At 67.8% G+C, this 15513-nt stretch carries 16 protein-coding genes and 1 pseudogene; 9 read left to right on the top strand and 8 right to left on the bottom strand.

The features are described from left to right. Positions 1-22 precede the first annotated feature (22 nt). The 3 genes from AC6LJ5_RS04855 to AC6LJ5_RS04845 form a co-directional block, all read right to left on the bottom strand. Positions 23-1531, bottom strand: a complete 1509-nt coding sequence (locus AC6LJ5_RS04855; RefSeq protein WP_498139934.1) for a TAXI family TRAP transporter solute-binding subunit — start codon at positions 1529-1531, stop codon at positions 23-25. Positions 1532-1533: 2 nt separating this feature from the next. Beyond that, a complete protein-coding gene (gltS, locus tag AC6LJ5_RS04850; RefSeq protein WP_498139933.1) occupies positions 1534-2739 on the bottom strand; it encodes a sodium/glutamate symporter in 1206 nt (401 codons plus the stop codon). Between the two features lie 181 nt (positions 2740-2920). Beyond that, positions 2921-3412, bottom strand: a complete 492-nt coding sequence (locus AC6LJ5_RS04845) for a GNAT family N-acetyltransferase (protein WP_392409396.1) — start codon at positions 3410-3412, stop codon at positions 2921-2923. 279 nt (positions 3413-3691) lie between these two features. On the opposite strand from AC6LJ5_RS04845, the gene AC6LJ5_RS04840 reads away from it, so the two are divergent. Both AC6LJ5_RS04840 and AC6LJ5_RS04835 read left to right on the top strand, forming a co-directional pair. Further along, positions 3692-4744, top strand: a complete 1053-nt coding sequence (locus tag AC6LJ5_RS04840) for a glycosyltransferase family 2 protein (protein WP_103272430.1) — start codon at positions 3692-3694, stop codon at positions 4742-4744. After that, positions 4744-6328, top strand: a pseudogene (locus AC6LJ5_RS04835) (ArnT family glycosyltransferase). Before AC6LJ5_RS04840 ends, AC6LJ5_RS04835 begins: the two are co-directional and overlap by 1 nt. On the opposite strand, the gene AC6LJ5_RS04830 reads toward AC6LJ5_RS04835, so the two are convergent. After that, on the bottom strand, positions 6288-6683 hold the full coding sequence (locus AC6LJ5_RS04830) for a GtrA family protein (RefSeq protein ID WP_103272432.1): 396 nt from the start codon (positions 6681-6683) through the stop codon (positions 6288-6290). The pseudogene AC6LJ5_RS04835 and the gene AC6LJ5_RS04830 overlap by 41 nt on opposite strands. A gap of 75 nt (positions 6684-6758) precedes the next feature. Between AC6LJ5_RS04830 and AC6LJ5_RS04825 the strand changes: the two genes are divergently transcribed. After that, complete coding sequence (locus AC6LJ5_RS04825) at positions 6759-7535, top strand: ChbG/HpnK family deacetylase (protein WP_392409361.1); 777 nt, start codon at positions 6759-6761, stop codon at positions 7533-7535. A gap of 9 nt (positions 7536-7544) precedes the next feature. Here AC6LJ5_RS04825 and AC6LJ5_RS04820 read toward each other — a convergent pair whose 3' ends face one another. After that, a complete protein-coding gene (locus AC6LJ5_RS04820; protein ID WP_103272433.1) occupies positions 7545-8408 on the bottom strand; it encodes a LysR family transcriptional regulator in 864 nt (287 codons plus the stop codon). Positions 8409-8519: 111 nt separating this feature from the next. Between AC6LJ5_RS04820 and AC6LJ5_RS04815 the strand changes: the two genes are divergently transcribed. After that, entirely contained in the window at positions 8520-8996 is a 477-nt protein-coding gene (locus AC6LJ5_RS04815; RefSeq protein WP_103272434.1) for a multidrug/biocide efflux PACE transporter, read from the top strand. A 79-nt stretch (positions 8997-9075) separates the two neighbouring features. Here AC6LJ5_RS04815 and AC6LJ5_RS04810 read toward each other — a convergent pair whose 3' ends face one another. Both AC6LJ5_RS04810 and AC6LJ5_RS04805 read right to left on the bottom strand, forming a co-directional pair. Further along, the gene (locus tag AC6LJ5_RS04810) at positions 9076-9963 is read right to left on the bottom strand and encodes an alpha/beta hydrolase (RefSeq protein ID WP_392409360.1); all 888 of its coding nucleotides are present in this window, start codon (positions 9961-9963) and stop codon (positions 9076-9078) included. 116 nt (positions 9964-10079) lie between these two features. Continuing rightward, entirely contained in the window at positions 10080-10967 is an 888-nt protein-coding gene (locus AC6LJ5_RS04805; protein ID WP_498139932.1) for a LysR family transcriptional regulator, read from the bottom strand. 93 nt (positions 10968-11060) lie between these two features. Here AC6LJ5_RS04805 and AC6LJ5_RS04800 point away from each other — a divergent pair, with 93 nt between their 5' ends. Both AC6LJ5_RS04800 and AC6LJ5_RS04795 read left to right on the top strand, forming a co-directional pair. Further along, positions 11061-11465 carry a CidA/LrgA family protein gene (locus AC6LJ5_RS04800; RefSeq protein ID WP_103272437.1) on the top strand — a complete coding sequence of 135 codons (405 nt, stop codon included), beginning with the start codon at positions 11061-11063 and terminating at the stop codon, positions 11463-11465. Beyond that, complete coding sequence (locus tag AC6LJ5_RS04795) at positions 11455-12150, top strand: LrgB family protein (RefSeq protein WP_498139931.1); 696 nt, start codon at positions 11455-11457, stop codon at positions 12148-12150. The genes AC6LJ5_RS04800 and AC6LJ5_RS04795 overlap by 11 nt, the downstream gene beginning before the upstream one ends. Positions 12151-12156: 6 nt before the next feature. On the opposite strand, the gene AC6LJ5_RS04790 is transcribed toward AC6LJ5_RS04795, so the two are convergent. After that, on the bottom strand, positions 12157-12801 hold the full coding sequence (locus AC6LJ5_RS04790; RefSeq protein WP_103276311.1) for a LysE family translocator: 645 nt from the start codon (positions 12799-12801) through the stop codon (positions 12157-12159). A gap of 220 nt (positions 12802-13021) precedes the next feature. On the opposite strand from AC6LJ5_RS04790, the gene AC6LJ5_RS04785 reads away from it, so the two are divergent. From AC6LJ5_RS04785 to AC6LJ5_RS04775, 3 genes are all read left to right on the top strand, one after another. Beyond that, positions 13022-14455 (top strand): aminotransferase-like domain-containing protein, encoded by a 1434-nt coding sequence (locus AC6LJ5_RS04785; protein ID WP_498139959.1) that lies wholly within the window; start codon positions 13022-13024, stop codon positions 14453-14455. A 10-nt stretch (positions 14456-14465) separates the two neighbouring features. Beyond that, a complete protein-coding gene (locus AC6LJ5_RS04780) occupies positions 14466-14810 on the top strand; it encodes a protein tyrosine phosphatase family protein (protein WP_103272440.1) in 345 nt (114 codons plus the stop codon). 90 nt (positions 14811-14900) lie between these two features. Then, positions 14901-15365, top strand: a complete 465-nt coding sequence (locus AC6LJ5_RS04775; RefSeq protein WP_103272441.1) for a universal stress protein — start codon at positions 14901-14903, stop codon at positions 15363-15365. Positions 15366-15513: the final 148 nt, after the last annotated feature.

Raw genomic sequence — 15513 nt, 5'->3', positions numbered from 1 at the left:
CGCCATCATATACGCAGGCCGCCTAGGGCCGCGCTGGCGTTTTGGGGTTTTCCAGGGCGCTGAGGCCTTCTTCCGCGCCATCGTGCAGCGGCACGCTCAGGCCGCGCCGGGCGGTCGCCACGCCGACCTGCGCGCCCTGGGGCGAGCCGCCGGCCAGCAGGTCCTGGCCGGTCTGGTACACGGTGCGCACGATGCTCAGCGCCTCGTCGCGGGTCAGTTCGGACGTGGTCAGCAGCAAGGCGGCCGTGCCGACCGTCGCCACCGCGTCGGGTTGGTCCGGATAGGTGCCGGCGGCGATGTCGATCGGCATCAGCACGCCGTCCTCGCCGGCGCTCAGCGCCTTGATGGCGGCGGGATCGAGCGGCAGCAGCTGGAGCTTGGCCTGGGCCAGGGCGTCGCGCAGCGGCGTGGCCGGCACGCCGATCACCTGGGCTGCGGCGTCGAGGTCGCCGGCATTCAGCGCCGGCAGCGAGGCGCTGAAAGGCGTGTCGATCACCATATAGTCGCGGCCGGCCTGCATGCCGTGCGCGGCCAGCACGCGTTCCAGCGTCGCGCGCACGGCCGAGCCTTGCGGACCGAGCGCGATGCGCTTGCCTTTGAGGTCGCGCACGTTGCGCAGCCCGGCGTCCCGGCGCACCACGATATGCACCATTTCCGGATACAGGCTGCCTAGCGCGCGCAGCGACGAGAACGGCGCCTGATCAGCGAAGGGGCCCTTGCCTTCGTAGGCCAGGCGGGCGGTGTCGGCCTGGGCCAGCGCCACGGTTACGTCGCCGGCGCGCAGCAGCGCGATGTTTTCCGCGCCGCCGCCGGTGATGAGCGGGGTGATCCGGATCTGTTGCGAGCGGCTGGCGCCGGCAAGGGCACGGGCAAAGGCCACGTACTCGCCTCGGTCAGGCCCGCCGGCCAGCGGATAGCCGTGCTGCAGCCGGCTCAGGCGGCCGTTGATGCGTGACACCGAGCGTTCCAGCTCCTGCTGCACGACATGTTGCGCGGTGCTGGAGGCGCTGTAGGCCACCGAGTGCGTGATCTGGTCCAGCGTGTCCAGCAACTGGCGCGTGACGGTGGGCGGCGTGCCGCTGTCCAGCGTGGGCGCTTCGGCGGCCTTGAAACCGGCCGGTGTGACCAGGGTCCAGGCGTCGCCGTCCTTGCGGTAGATCGCGCTGGCGTGCGCGATGATGCGGTCGCCGGCCTGGTTGCCGCTGGACTTGACGCCGCTGATGCTGCGCGGGCCCGCGCCCAGCAACGTCACCAGCGAGGCGGCGCCGGGCTTGTCCCAGGCGCCGAGCGTGACGTCGCGGTCCAGCCGCAGCTCCACGTCGTAATAGACCACGCGCCGGGTTTCTCCGGCTGGCGCGGTGCTGTCCGCGGCCGAGCCGCGCCGCTTGAGGTCGGCGATCTTGAATTGGTCCGCGCCGTAGGTGGCGGTCAGGCCGCGCTCGACGTCGGCGCGCAATGCGTCGGCATCGGGGGCGCGGCCGCAGGCGGCCAGCGTCAGGCAAAGGGCGATGAAGGCGATGCGCTTGAGCATGCTTACATCCCTCCCACGAAGGGCAGCGAGATCAGCGAAGTCAGCACGATCACGTTGAGGATGTCCACCAGGAAGGCGCCGGTCACCGGCACCACGATGAAGGCTTCGGGCGCGGGGCCGTGGCGGCGCGTCAGCGCCTGCATGTTGGCGATGGCGGTCGCCGTCGCGCCCAGCGCGAAGCCGCAGAAGGCGGCCGACATGATGCTGGCTTCATAGTCGCGCTTGAGCGCGCGGAACATGACCAGGGAGGCGTACAGCGCGCAGAACAGCGTCTGCACCGCCAGCATCAGCGCCAGCGGCCCGGCCAGCCGGGCGACGCTGGACAGGTCCAGCGTCATCATGGTCATGCCCAGGAACAGCGACAGCGCGACGGTGCCGATGATTTCCGTGGCGCGGTCATCCAGCTTCAAGCCCAGGCGCGCGCCGCCGTTGCGGATGAGCACGCCGGTGGCCAGGCACCACAGGAAGTTGGGCAGGCTGACCGGGGCATTCTCGACCAGCGTGGCGAGATAGCCGCCCAGCGCCAGGCAGATGAAGGCCGCGGTCAGCGACACGATGAACGAGCCGGACGTGGACGGCGCTTGATCCTCGCTCAGATCCGGCGCGTCATGGCTGGCGGCGGCATGGTCCAGGCTGCCGGCCAGCTTGTGGCGGCGCATGAGCCATTCCGCGACCGGGCCGCCGACCACGCCTCCCAGCACCAGGCCCAGCGTGGCGGACGTCATGGCCAGCGCCATCACGTCCTGGATGTTGTTGAAGTCGGCGAAGCGCGTGGCGTAGGCCGCGCCGGTGCCGTGCCCGCCGACCAGCGTGATGGTGCCGCCCAGCAAGCCCATGAGCGGGTGCATGTCCAGCAGCCAGGCCATGCCCAGTCCCACCGCGTTCTGGAGCACCAGGAATGGGATCAGGGCCAGCAGGAAGGCGATCAGTCGCGGGCCTCCCTTGGCGAGGAGCTTGAGGTTGGCGGTCAAGCCGATGCAGCCGAAGAACAGCAGCAGCAGCGTGGGCCGGATGCTGGTGTCCAGCGAGACGCTCACGTCGCCCCAGTTCGATAGCAGGTAGGCGGCGATGGCGAACAGCAGGCCGCCGACGATGGGGTCGGGGATGCTGTAGCGCGCCAGCACGCCGATGCGGGAAGTCAGGACGCGGCCGATGACGAGCACCAGGCAGCAGGCCAGCAGGGATTGGACGGGCGTGAGAGAAATCATGGAATCCTTCGCGCCCTGTCAGGGCGCAGCAAATTCAGGCTGTCGGAACCGTCGCCGCCGTATCGCAAAGCTGCGTCCTATCTTAATAGTAGTAGGTAGGGCGGCCATGTCGTGGCCGCTGGCGGCGTACGGGCGCGGGCAGGCGGCGCGCCTGCCAGGAGGGGGGGCGGGGCCCCCGGATTCAGAACGGGAAGGCGCGTGCCATGTAACTGGCGTTTGGTCCGTATCCGGCCAGCTTTTCGGCCAGTCCGGCGGCGTCGGCATCCACGGGCGCGTAGCCGTGGCGGCGCCAGTAGCTCACCGCGCCCTGTAGCGACACCAGGCTGGCGCGCAACAGGCCCTGCGAGGCGGCCTGGCCGGCCGCCTGTCGCAACAGCGCCTGGCCCACGCCCAAGCCTTGGGCCGCCGGCGACACCGCGCAGTCATGCAGGAACCAGTGGTCGGCGCCGTCGGGCAGGGCGTCAAGCTCGACGTCCAGCACGGGCGGAAGGCCCGCGTCCCAGGGATACGAGATCAAGTAGCCGAGCGTGCCGGATTCCGCGCCGTCGGCGATCCAGCAGTGTCGGGGCGCGAGCGCGAGCCGGTTCAGGAAGAATCCGGCGCTTTCCAGCAGGAAACCAGGGTAGGCCAGGGCCTGCACGGCAAGAATGCCGTCCACGTCGCCGGGCCGCATCGGGCGGACTTGGTAATGCATAACAACCTGTGAAAACAAAGACTTCCGCGCATTTTACCGGGGGCGGGGAAAGGCCGCTTTTACGCGCCTTTACAAATTGGGGACACAGTTTCACGGGAACTGAACGCGAGTTTATTCATTGCGGCGCCGCGATCCCTAGACTGGCTCACACGTGAATTGCCGCAGTCTGGCGCTCGGCGGCATTTCATGAAAATTCAACGAGGCTCTGCTCATACTGCCCGCCACAGTGCCCCGTATTACGTGCCACGACAGAGAGCCATGCATACCCAATTCCGGTCCGCTTCCATGCCGCCGCAAATACTGCCCAACGCATTTCCGCTCGGGACCGCCCGGTCCGCGCCGGCCGCGTCGGTACCCTATGAAGCCAGGGTGAGCTGTGTCATCCCCTGCCTGAATGAGAGCGAGAACCTGCGCATCCTGCTGCCCCTGCTGCGCAACCGGCTGTCGGCCCTGTGCACCAGCTGGGAGATCATCGTCGCCGATGACGGCAGCACCGATGGCACCGAGGCGCTGATGCAGGAATGGACCGAGCACCCAGGCTTCCGCTACGTGCAGCTGTCGCGCAATTTCGGCAAGGAGGCGGCGCTGAGCGCGGGCCTGGAATCGGCCACCGGCGATGCCGTGATTTCCCTGGACGCCGATCTGCAACATCCGCCTGCGCTGATCGAGCAGATGCTGGCCCGCTGGGCCGCCGGCGCCGAGATGGTCTACGCCGTGCGCGAGACCCGCGCCGACGAGTCCTGGGCCAAGCGCGCGGGCGCGCGCTGGTTCTACAAGCTGCTGAGCGGCGCGCGCGGGGTCGACGTGCCCGCGCACGCCGGCGATTTCCGCTTGATGGACCGCAGCGTGGTGGACGCGCTCAACGCCTTGCCTGAACGTACCCGTTTCATGAAGGGCCTGTATGCCTGGGTCGGATTCAAGGGCGAAGCCCTGCCTTACACGCCGGACGAGCGCCTGCACGGCAATAGCCGTTTCAGCGGGCTGCGGCTGTTCCGCCTGGCCCTGGACGGCCTGACTGCATTCACGACCTGGCCGCTGCGCATGGTCAGCCTGGCCGGCGTGGTCATGGCCCTGGTGGGCCTGTGCTACGCCGCGTATCTGGTGGGGGAATATCTGTTGCTGGGCAACCCGGTCTCCGGCTGGACCACCATCGTCACCGCCGTGCTGTTCTTCGCCGGCATCAACCTGATCTCCCTGGGAGTGGTGGGCGAATATGTCGCCCGCATTTTCGATGAGGTCAAAGGGCGGCCGCTCTATGTCGTGCGCCGCAGGCAGGGGCGTCCCGCCTCCAGCGACGAGGCGACGAACTGATGGCCAAGATCATGCAACAGCCGGCCCGCTCCGAATGGACGCCGCCGGCAGGATGGTTCTTGCTTGCCATTGGCGCATGGCTGGCCGCTCTGATCTGGTACCGGCCGTTGACGCTGCCCGACGAAGGGCGCTACGCGGGCGTGGCCTGGGACATGCTGCGCGCCGGTTCGCATGGGGTGCCCTTGCTGGACGGCATGCCCTATTTCCACAAGCCGCCGCTGTACTACTGGCTGTCTGAATTCTTCTTCGCGCTGTTCGGGCCGCATCCGTGGCTGGCCCGACTGCCGTCCTGGATGGCCGCCTGGGGCACGTCGATCGCGCTGTATTTCTTCGTGCTGCGCCATCGCGACCGCGCCACCGCGACCATGACCACGCTGATCCTGGCCTGCATGCCGTTCTTCTACGGCGGCGCGCAGTTCGCCAACCTGGACATGCTGGTGGCCGGCATGATCTCGCTGTGCGTGCTGGCCGCGGCCGAGACCGCGCTGCGGGCCGAGCGGGGTCAGGCCTATCGCGTCATGTCGCTGGTCGCCGCGGCGCTGGCCGGCCTGGCCGTGCTCGCCAAGGGCTTGATCGGGCTGGTGCTGCCTGGCGCCGTCCTGTTCATCTGGCTGGTGGCCGGCAAGCGCTGGCGCGGCCTGAAGGCGTTGGTCTGGCCGCCCGCGCTGCTGCTGTTCGCGGCGGTCGCGGTGCCGTGGTTCTGGCTGATGCAGACGCGTTTCTCGGGCTTTTACGATTATTTCTTCGTCTACCAGCACTTCCAGCGCTTCGCCGCGACCGGGTTCAACAACGCCCAGCCGTTCTGGTTCTACCTGCCGGTGATCGTCGGCCTGGCGCTGCCCTGGTCCCTGTGGGGCGGCGGGATCCTGCGCAAGACGTTCTGGACCGGGCCGACGCGCGAGCTGCGATTGCTGGCGGCCATCTGGGCCGTGGTCATCCTGGCTTTCTTCTCGCTGCCGGCGTCCAAGCTGGTGGGCTATGTGCTGCCGACGCTGCCGCCGCTGGCTTTCCTGCTGGCCGAGGTGGTGGTGGCCGCCCTGGCGCAACGAGCACGACACGATCACGCCCAAGTTGGTGCGCATCAGCGCCGGCGCCGGCGCCTTCATCTGCGTGCTGGCGGTGGGTATCGCCGGACACAACGCCCGGGGCAGCGCGGAGCCCCTGGCCAAGGTGATCCGGCCGCAGCTTCAGGCGGACGATACCTTCGTGTCCCTGCATGCCTATCCCTTCGACCTGGCGCTCTACATGCGCGCGATCAAGCCGTCCTGGGTGGTGGATGACTGGCTCAATCCCGAAATTGCCACGCGTGACAACTGGCGCAAGGAGTTGTATGACGCCGCCAAGTTCGATCCCGCCGTGGGCAAGCAGGTGTTGATCAGCAATGAGGAGTTCAACGCCAGACTGTGTGCCGCGCCGGATGGCGCCCGCTACTGGGTGTGGGGCACCAGCTCGGACGGAACGGACTATCCGGCGCTGCAAGGCCTGACGCCGGCGGCGAGCAGCATCAAATTCCTGATCTGGAAGGTCGAGGCGGGGCCGGCGCTCAGGCAGCGGGTTTGTGGCGGAACGCCCAAAGCCGGCTGACCACGAAGGTCAGCACGGCCAGTCCGATCAGGATCAAGGCGAGCAGCACGTCATAGCGGACCGCCGTGGCGTGCAGCAGCCAGGCATAGGCGCTCTCGTTGACCAGAAAGCCCGCGGCCGACACGAGGAAGAAACGTCGGATGGCTATCGTCCAGGGTATGCGACTATGGCGGAACGTAAGCCGGTAGTGTCCAATGAAGGACACCGCGAATGCGACCAGCCAGCCGACCAGGTTGGCGACCAGCGGCGCCGCGGCGGCGAGTTCGACGCAGCCCACGGCCACCGCCCAGTGCGTGGCGGCGGCAGCGCATCCGACGGCGACAAAAAAAACCAGTTGTTTGAACAAAGCGCGCATGCGGGGCGTGCAGATATGGAAGTACGGGGTGAGTTCTTGATCAAGCACGTGATTGTGTGCGGCGATGATTTTGGCATGAACGCCGACATCGATGAAGCCATGATCTCATTGGCCGGGCTGGGGCGTATGAGCGCGGTCAGCTGCCTGACGCTGGGGCCGACGTTCCTGGCGAACGCCGCGCGGCTGGCCAAGCTCGACATCGATCTCGGGCTGCACCTGAATCTGACCGAAGCGCTGTCGGACGGCGCGCAGGCCATGCCGTCCCTGTCCCGCCTGATCATGCGCGCCTATGCCGGACGGCTGGACGCCGCCTGGGTCGATGCGCAGCTTGAGCGCCAGTTCGACGCCTTCGAGGCCGCGTTCGGGCGCATGCCCGACTATGTCGACGGCCACCAGCACGTGCATCAGTTGCCGGTCGTTCGTCAGCGTCTGCTGGCGCTGCTCAAGCGCCGCTACGGCGGGCGCATGCCCTGGCTTCGGCAGACCGCGCCGGGCATGCTCAGCGGCATTCCACTCAAGGAAACGTTCAAGGCCCATGTGATCGGCGCGCTGGGCGCGGCCGCGCTGGGACGGGACGCCGCCAGGGATGGCCTGCGCACCAACCGGCGCATGCTGGGCGTCTATGGATTCGAGGGCGGCAAGCGGCATTACGCGGACCTGCTGCAGAACTGGCTTGTCAATGCCTGCGACGGCGACCTGCTGATGTGCCACCCCGCCAAGGACAGCAGCGGCGATTGCGCCATGTCGCGCCAGCGCCGCGCGGAGTACGAAGTGCTGGCCTGCCCGAAGATGGGCGAATGGCTGCGCACCAACGGCGTGCGCATCGCGCGCCTGGACGCTGCCCGGCACTGATCCCGCGCGTCACGCCTCGATCAGGCTCTGCAACAGCCAGGCGCCGGCGGAACCCAGCGCGCGCCGCATGGACCAGACGGCGTCCACCCGGGTGTGCCGAGGCCAGCCCGGCACGGGCAGTTCCACCAGCTGATCGGCGCCGTAGCGCTGCACCATCCAGCGCGGCAGCTCGGTCCAGCCATACCCCTGGCTGGCCATTTCGCACAGCATCAGATAACCCGGCGCCGACCAGGTCGATTGCGCCGGGCAATCGTCCTTGTTGTCCAGTTCGTAGGTGCTGAGCCGCAATTCGCGTTCCGCGCGCAGCTGCTCGCTGGTCACGTGTGGCAGGGCGGCCAGCGGGTGGCCACGGCCCACGCACAGCACCAGCTCCGACTTTTCCTTCAGCGCCGAATAGCCCACATCCGGCGGATAGCTGTCCTGTGCGGCCATCAGGCCCAGGTGCGCGCGGCCCTGCTGCACCAGGGCCACCACGTCTTCGTACTCCGCGATCAGGCATTCGAACCGCAGCGTGGGATAGCGCAGGTCGATCTGGCGCAGCATGGCGGCGAAGGTTTCGGACTGGAAGGTGTCGGACAGCACCACGGTCAGGCGGGGCTCCTGTCCCTCGGACAACTGGCTGGCGCAGCGGTTGAGCCGGTCATTGGCCGCCAGCACCTGCTGCGCCTGCGCCAGCAGGGCCTGGCCGGCTTCGGTCAGCGACGGCTGCCGCTGGCGGCGGTCGAACAGGGACACATTCAGGTCCACCTCCAGATTGGCGATGGTTTCGCTGATGGTGGACTGGCTCTTGCCCAGCTTGCGGGCGGCGGCGGAGAACGAGCCTTCGGCGGCGACCAGAGCAAAGGCCGCCAGTGATTCCAGGGAGTGGCGCATGATGGGAGATTGCGGTGTTATCGGTTTTTCCGATGGAAACTATCTTTATGGTACCGGAATAGTCGTGGACAATCTGCTCCGTTGATGAAATGAACGACCTCAGGTGGGTCCATGACGCAAGCCAAGAAAACCCTCAAAGAACGCTTCCTGCACGCTTTCCTGTTCGAAATCCTGGCCATCGGCCTGTGCGCGCCCGTCGCCGCATGGGCCATGGGCAAATCGCTGTTCGAAATGGGTGTGCTGACCGCTGTGATCGCCTGGATCGCTTTGGTCTGGAACATGATCTACAACGCCGGTTTCGACCGCCTGGAAAACCGTTATGGCCTGACGCGCAACCTGCGGCTGCGCGTCATTCATGCCTTCGGCTTCGAGCTGGGCCTGATCCTGATCGTGATTCCGCTGGCCGCGTGGTGGTTGAACATCAGCCTGTGGCAGGCTTTCGTGCTGGATATCGCGCTGGTGCTGTTCTATCTGCCCTACGCGTTTTTCTACAACTTGGCCTACGACAAGTCCCGTTCACGGGTGATCCGCTGGCTGGAACGCCGTCGCGGCGGCGCCTGCGAGGCAGCCGCGGTCACGCCCCGATAAACCGGAGCAACCAGGTTTCCCGGCGGCGTATCCGGCGTCCGCGCGCTGCTGGCGGGGTGTGCGCAGTCGTCTTGCGCCTCTAGCCTTGCTTGCGACCGTAGGCCCGCGAGGCGTCGCGCATGAAGGCGCCCACCGCCGTTTCGTATTGCGCGCCGCTGCGGAACGCGCCGGAGTGCGAGGCGCCTTCGATCTTGACCAGCCGCTTCAAGCCGGGCGTGACGTTGTGGGCCGCCTCGTACAGTTGATCGCTCATGGTGTGCGGCACCACGCGGTCGGCGGTGCCATGCATGAACAGCATGGGCGTGCGCATCAGCGCCACCTTCTCGATCGAATCGAAGGGCTGCGTGATCAGCAAGCTGGCGCCGGGCAGCTTGCCCCATTTCATCGTGGCCAGCATCGCGCCGATGCTGGTGAAGCTGGACTCGACGATCAGACCGGCGAACGGCGGCTGGTTGGGGCGGGACGCGAGGTCGATGGCGATGGCGCCGCCCAGGCTGTGGCCGTAGATGAAGCGGCGCGACGGGTCGGGCTGGCGCCGGGCCAGCTCCCGCAGGCCGGCGACGGCGTCCTGCTGCGCGGTGGCCTCGGACGGCAGGCGCGGCGTGGACGCGCCGAAGCCGCGATAGTCGATCGCCAGCACCGAATAGCCCATGCGGGTCCAGCCCTCGATTCGGAAGGCGGCGCCATTCAGATTCCATCGCGCGCCATGCAGATACAGCACCGTGGGCGCGTCGGCGCGCGGACTTTGCCAGTACCAGGCGCGCACGCGTTCGCCGCCGCCGACATCCAGGTCGAAGACTTCGGTGCCGGCGGCGGGCTCGCGCCACCAGGTCTGGGGCTGGGGTTCGGGCGCGAAGATTCTCTGCCGTTGCCAGGCGTCGAGCTGGGTGCAGCCGACGACGCTGGCGGCGGCAAGCACGGCGGCGCCGATCAGGCGGCGGAGGGCGGAACGGGACTGGGCGGGCATGTTCGGTACGACGGTTGGGCGCGACGGGTGCTTCCCCCAGGGCGCCGGAAGGGCGGCTAGAGCATACCCCGGGCGCGCGCGGGCTCGGCGCGCGCCTGGTGTCCAAATGTACTTGCCTATGTCGTGGTTGGACGTGGATCGCGCGTCAGCGCCAGCCAGGCTTGCGCCGCGTGTGAAAGATAGCCGCCGCGCCGCCAGGCCTGCACCATTTCCCAATCGGTGCCGGGATCGCGCAACGGCACGCGGCTGACGCCGGCGTGGGTTTCCTCGTCGGCCTTGATGCGCGGCAGGAAGGCCACGCCCAGGCCGGCGGCGACCAGGGCGACGATGAAGTCGGTCTGCCCGCTGCGCGCCGCGACGGTGGGCGTGAAGCCCGCGCGCTGGCAGGCATCCTGGATGATGCGGTTCAACGCGAAACCCGTCTCGAACAGAATGAAGGGCGTGTCGCGCAGTTCGACGAGGCCGACTGCGGCCGCGCCGGCGCGCGGATGATCCGCCGGCATAAGCGCGATCAGCGGTTCGCGCGCCACCGGCTGCCAGTCGAAGTTGTCGGGCACCGGACGCAGCGTGGCGGCCAGCTCGATCTCGCCCGCCATCACCATCTCTTCAAGCCGCCGGCTGCCGTGTTCCACCAGGCTGATTTCGATGCGCGGATAACGGCTGCGAAAGCGCGCGAACAAGGGCGCGAACAGCGAGCTGCTGCCCAGCCGGGGCAGGCCCAGGCGCAGCACGCCGCGCTGCAGGCCGCGCAGCGCATCCAGTTCGGCGCGCAGATCGTCGCGTTCCGCCAACATCGACAAGGCGCGTCGATAGACGATTTCGCCGGCCTCGGTCAGCCGGGGCGGGTAGACCTGGCGGTCCAGCAACGGCATGCCAAGCTCGTCTTCCAGCTGCTTGATCGCCTTGCTGACCGTGGGTTGCGTGGCGTGAATGGTCTTGGCGGCCTGGGAAAAGCCGCCCTGGCGGACGACCTCGACCAGCGCGCGCAAGGGGCGCAATTCCATGCTTATTCCTGATTGGAATTCGAAGAATTCATCGAATTCATTTTATCTATGCTCCCCGCAGGCGTAAAACAGAAGGGCCGTAGGAATCCTCATATGTTCTTGTCCCGTCGCCTTCTATACGCGCGCATCGCCCTGCGCCGCAGCCGTCTGCTGCAAATCGGGCTCTTGATTCTGTTTTCCCTGCTCGGTCAGGCGCTGGCCGGCTGGTCCGGTCTGCCGTTGCCCGGCGGCGTCATCGGCCTGGGCCTGGTGCTGGCCTTGCTGGCGTCGCGTCTGCTACGCGCCAGCAACCTGCAGCGCGGCGCCAGCCTGCTGCTGGGCGAGATGCTGCTGTTCTTCGTGCCGGCGGTGATGTCGCTGCTGGATCACCGCGAATTCATCGGCCTGCTGGGCCTGAAGCTGTTGCTGGTGATCGTGTTGGGCACCGCCCTGGTCATGGCGGGCACGGCGATCACCATCGAGCTGTGCCACCGCTGGATGAACCGTCATGCGTCCTGAATTCCATCTGGTGTTCTGGCCGGCGGCGACGGTGCTGGCCTATGTCTGCGCGCGCCTGTCGTACCGGCGCCATGCGCGCTGGTGGACGTCGGCGCTGGTGCTGGCGCCGGCGCTGCTGCTGGCATTGGCCTTGGCGCTGCATACGGGATATCGGGAATACATGGCGGGATCGCATTGGCTCACCGCCATGCTCGGTCCGGTGATCGTGGCCTTCGCCCTGCCGCTGTACCAGCAGCGCGCGTTGATCCGCCGCTACTGGCCAGTGCTGACCGCGGGGGTGGCCGTGGGCAGCCTAATCGCCGGCGTCAGCGCCTGGCTGCTGGGCAGCATGCTGGACCTGCCGGCGGACCTGCGACTGAGCCTGCTGCCGCGCTCGGTCGCCACGCCGTTCGCGATGACGGTGTCATCGCATGTGGGCGGGGTGCCGGATCTGACTGCCGTGTTCGTGATCGTGACCGGCGTGGCCGGCGCGGCGATCGGGCAACTGGTACGCGGCTGGCTGCCGCTGCGTTCCTCGCTGGCGCGCGGCGCCTTGTTCGGCATGGGCGCGCATGGCGCGGGAACCGCGAAGGCCCGCGAGCTGGCGGCCGAGGAGGGCGCGGTCGCGGGCCTGGTGATGGTGATGGCTGGCCTGTTCAACGTGCTGGTCACGCCGGCCGTGGTGGCCGGCATGCTGGCCCATTGACCGGTTTCAGCGCAGCAGGTCCAGCGCCACCGGATACAGCGAGGCCACCAGCAGCAGCGCCATGCCGACGTTGAAGGCGCGGATCGCGGCGGGCTTGTGCAAGACGCGGCGCAACGCGGTGCCGAAGGTGACCCAGACGCCGACGCTGGGCAGGTTGACCAGTCCGCAGACCACGGTGGCGATGACCAGATTGGCGAAGAAGCTGGCCTGCGGCGTGTAGGTCGCGATAATGCCCACCGCCATGACCCAGGCCTTGGGATTGACCCACTGGAACGCGGCGGCCTGCAGGAAGGTCATGGGCCTGGCGCGGCTGACGCCGTCCTTCATCTCGCCGGCATTGGCGATCTTCCAGGCCAGGTACAGCAGATAGGCCGCGCCGGCGTACTTCAGAACGGTGTACAGCGCAGGGACCTGCTGGAACACCGAGCCCAGGCCGACACCGACCAGGAACACCATCAGCGTGAAGCCGATGCTCACGCCGAGCAGGTGCGGAATGGTGCGGCGGAAGCCGAAATTCAGCCCGGACGTGGCCAGCATCACGTTGTTCGGTCCGGGCGTGATCGAACTGACCAGCGCGAACAGGGCCAGCGGGCCGAGCAGCGACAGGGAGGTGAGGGGCACGTCGGCCCAGCTGGCGGGGATCAAACTCATGTTGCGGTCCTTATGGGTGCCCGGCATCCGCTTACGGAACTGTCTGCGTGTTGGGGCGGGCCGCCGGGCGCGCACTTGCGGGTCGGCGGCATTGCTGTCACTCTACGCATAGTTATCGGTACAGTACCGGTACACTTTGGCAACTCACTTTATCAACTGGCCTGGTGATAATCCCATGACAGTCGCTCCCGCCACGTCTTCAACCCTGCCCTGGCAGCCCGTGCGCCAGGCCGACGCCACGCTGGTGGCGCAGTTGGCCGAGGGCCTGGCCCGCCGCATCGACGAACAGGGCCTGCGCCCCGGCACCCGCCTGCCGTCCATCCGCAAGATGGCCGAGCAATCCGGCGTCAGTCGTTTCACCGTGGTGGAAGCATACGACCGGTTGGTCGCTCGCGGGCTGGTGCAGTCGCGGCGCGGAGCGGGTTTTTTCGTGCGCGCCCGCAGCGGCCCCCTGGCCGCCGTCGCGCCCGCGCCTGCCCATACCCTGGCCGCGCCGGCCAGGGTGGACGTGGCCTGGCTGCTGCGCAGCATGTTCCGCGAAACCTCCGTCCACGGCATGCCGGGCGGCGCCGGCCTGTTGCCGCCGGACTGGCTGGATCCCGAAATGGTGGCGGGCGCCGTGCGCGCGGTGGGCCGGTCGGTGCGCGGCCAGCTCGTGTCCTACGGCCACCCGCAGGGTTTTCTGCCGCTGCGCCAGCAGATCGCCGCATCGCTGCAGGGCGAGGGCGTGCCCGCCCATCCCGAGCGCAATCTGCTGACCACCAATGGTGTCACGCACGCGCTGGACCTGATCGCGCGGCACCTGGTCAAGCCCGGCGATACGGTGCTGGTCGAGGATCCCGCCTGGTTCCTGATTTTCGGCCGGCTGGCGGCGTTTGGCGCCCGGCTGATCGGCGTGCCGCGCGGGCCGGACGGTCCGGACACGGCGCTGCTGGATCAGCTGGCCGCCGAGCACAAGCCCAAGCTCTTCATCATCAACAGCGCGGTCCACAATCCCACGGGCCATACGCTGTCGGCCGGCATCGCCTACGACATCCTGCGCATCGCCGAGCGCCATGATTTCCTGGTGGTCGAGGACGACACCTATGGCGATCTGCATCCGGGCGGCGCCATGAAGCTGGCCGTGCTGGACCGGCTGCGGCGCGTGATCCTGGTGAGCGGCTATTCCAAGATGCTGGCCGCCAGCCTGCGGGTGGGCTACGTGGCGGCGCACCCCGACATCCTGCAGAAGTTGGCGGACCTGAAGATGCTGGCCGGACTGACATCGCCGGAGCTGGGCGAGCGGGTCATCCACCGGGTGCTGATGGAGGGCCAGTACCGCCGTCACGCCGAGCGCGTTCGCGCCCGGGTCGACGAGGCCCGCCGGCGCTGCGTGAAAGGGCTGACGGCGCTGGGCCTGACCGTGCCGCGCGAACCGCATGCCGGCATGTTCGTGTGGGCAGACTGCGGACGCGACAGCGAGGTGCTGGCGCGCGAGGCGGCCGACCAGGGCCTGCTGCTGGCGCCGGGCACGCTGTTCTCGCCGTCGCAGGCGCCGTCCTCCATGGTGCGTTTTTCCGTCACGATGGTGGACCACAATGACATCTGGGCGAAACTGGAAAAGCTCTTCATGCCCGGCCTCTCCTGCAATAATAATGGGCAGCACTCCACCTGAAGGAACCGCCATGTCCGCACCGATCAAGCCCCTTACCGAGAACTTCGCCGTCGCGCCGCAACTGGGCCCCGACGACATGGCCGATGTGGCCGCCGCCGGCTACAAGAGCGTCATCATCAACCGTCCGGATTTCGAGGGCGGTCCCGACCAGCCGACCGCCGCGGACGTGTCCAAGGCCGCCCAGGCCGCCGGCCTGCGGATCGAATACCAGCCAGTCGTTGGCAGCGCCATGACGATCGCCGATGTGCAGCGCTTCGCCGAGCTGCTGCGCACCTTGCCCGGTCCGGTGCTGGCCTACTGCCGCACGGGCACCCGGTGCACCAATCTTTTCGCCGCCGCCCAGCAACTGGCTTGATCGGCGTCAAGGGCGCCAGGTTCGCTTGATGCGAATCTGGCGGGTTTTTCCGGTAGCATGGAGACTGTCCTCAAACCAGGAGCAGGCAAGATGTTCAAGAAGATCCTGATTCCCACCGACGGTTCGCCGCTGTCCGCGCAGGCCGCCAATGCGGGTATTTCGTTCGCGCGCTCCGTGGGCGCCGAAGTCGTTGCCCTGTACGTGACCCAGCCCTTCGCGGCCACCATCGGCTTTGACGGCATGGCGGCCGCCTATGCCATCACCGACGAAGACTACGAAAAGGCCTCGGCCGAGCAGGCCGATAAGTACCTGAAGCAGATCACCGATCGCGCCGACACCGCCGGCGTGAAGTCCGAGTCGCGCGCCGTGTCCAACTTCAACGTGGCAGACGGCATCGTCCAGGCCGCCGCAGACCAGGGCTGCGACCTGATCTTCATCGGCAGCCATGGCCGCAGCGGCCTGTCGCGTCTGCTGCTGGGCAGCGTCACGGCCAAGGTGCTGTCGCTGGCCAGCACCGCCGTGCTGGTGTACCGCGTCAAGGAAGACAAGAAGTAAGCGCGCGGGCGGCTTCAGCCGTCCGTCAGTGCGCCGCCCCTGCGGGCATCAAGCCCCTCCTCCTGGAGGGGCTTTTGCTTGGCCGCGCGTTTCGTCCACCCCGTGCAGCGCTCCCTTTGCTTTCCCTCTTGCAGCCTGACGCGCCGCG

This window comes from Achromobacter sp. 1011791174 (assembly GCF_059760925.1).
This window is presented reverse-complemented; position numbering and strand designations above follow the sequence as displayed.

Coding starts and splice junctions, on each gene's coding strand:
- AC6LJ5_RS04855 (WP_498139934.1), bottom strand. CDS start 1,531: ATGCTCAAGCGCATCGCCTTCATCGCCCTTTGCCTGACGCTGGCCGCC.
- gltS (WP_498139933.1), bottom strand. CDS start 2,739: ATGATTTCTCTCACGCCCGTCCAATCCCTGCTGGCCTGCTGCCTGGTG.
- AC6LJ5_RS04845 (WP_392409396.1), bottom strand. CDS start 3,412: ATGCGGCCCGGCGACGTGGACGGCATTCTTGCCGTGCAGGCCCTGGCC.
- AC6LJ5_RS04840 (WP_103272430.1), top strand. CDS start 3,692: ATGCATACCCAATTCCGGTCCGCTTCCATGCCGCCGCAAATACTGCCC.
- AC6LJ5_RS04830 (WP_103272432.1), bottom strand. CDS start 6,683: ATGCGCGCTTTGTTCAAACAACTGGTTTTTTTTGTCGCCGTCGGATGC.
- AC6LJ5_RS04825 (WP_392409361.1), top strand. CDS start 6,759: ATGAACGCCGACATCGATGAAGCCATGATCTCATTGGCCGGGCTGGGG.
- AC6LJ5_RS04820 (WP_103272433.1), bottom strand. CDS start 8,408: ATGCGCCACTCCCTGGAATCACTGGCGGCCTTTGCTCTGGTCGCCGCC.
- AC6LJ5_RS04815 (WP_103272434.1), top strand. CDS start 8,520: ATGACGCAAGCCAAGAAAACCCTCAAAGAACGCTTCCTGCACGCTTTC.
- AC6LJ5_RS04810 (WP_392409360.1), bottom strand. CDS start 9,963: ATGCCCGCCCAGTCCCGTTCCGCCCTCCGCCGCCTGATCGGCGCCGCC.
- AC6LJ5_RS04805 (WP_498139932.1), bottom strand. CDS start 10,967: ATGGAATTGCGCCCCTTGCGCGCGCTGGTCGAGGTCGTCCGCCAGGGC.
- AC6LJ5_RS04800 (WP_103272437.1), top strand. CDS start 11,061: ATGTTCTTGTCCCGTCGCCTTCTATACGCGCGCATCGCCCTGCGCCGC.
- AC6LJ5_RS04795 (WP_498139931.1), top strand. CDS start 11,455: ATGCGTCCTGAATTCCATCTGGTGTTCTGGCCGGCGGCGACGGTGCTG.
- AC6LJ5_RS04790 (WP_103276311.1), bottom strand. CDS start 12,801: ATGAGTTTGATCCCCGCCAGCTGGGCCGACGTGCCCCTCACCTCCCTG.
- AC6LJ5_RS04780 (WP_103272440.1), top strand. CDS start 14,466: ATGTCCGCACCGATCAAGCCCCTTACCGAGAACTTCGCCGTCGCGCCG.
- AC6LJ5_RS04775 (WP_103272441.1), top strand. CDS start 14,901: ATGTTCAAGAAGATCCTGATTCCCACCGACGGTTCGCCGCTGTCCGCG.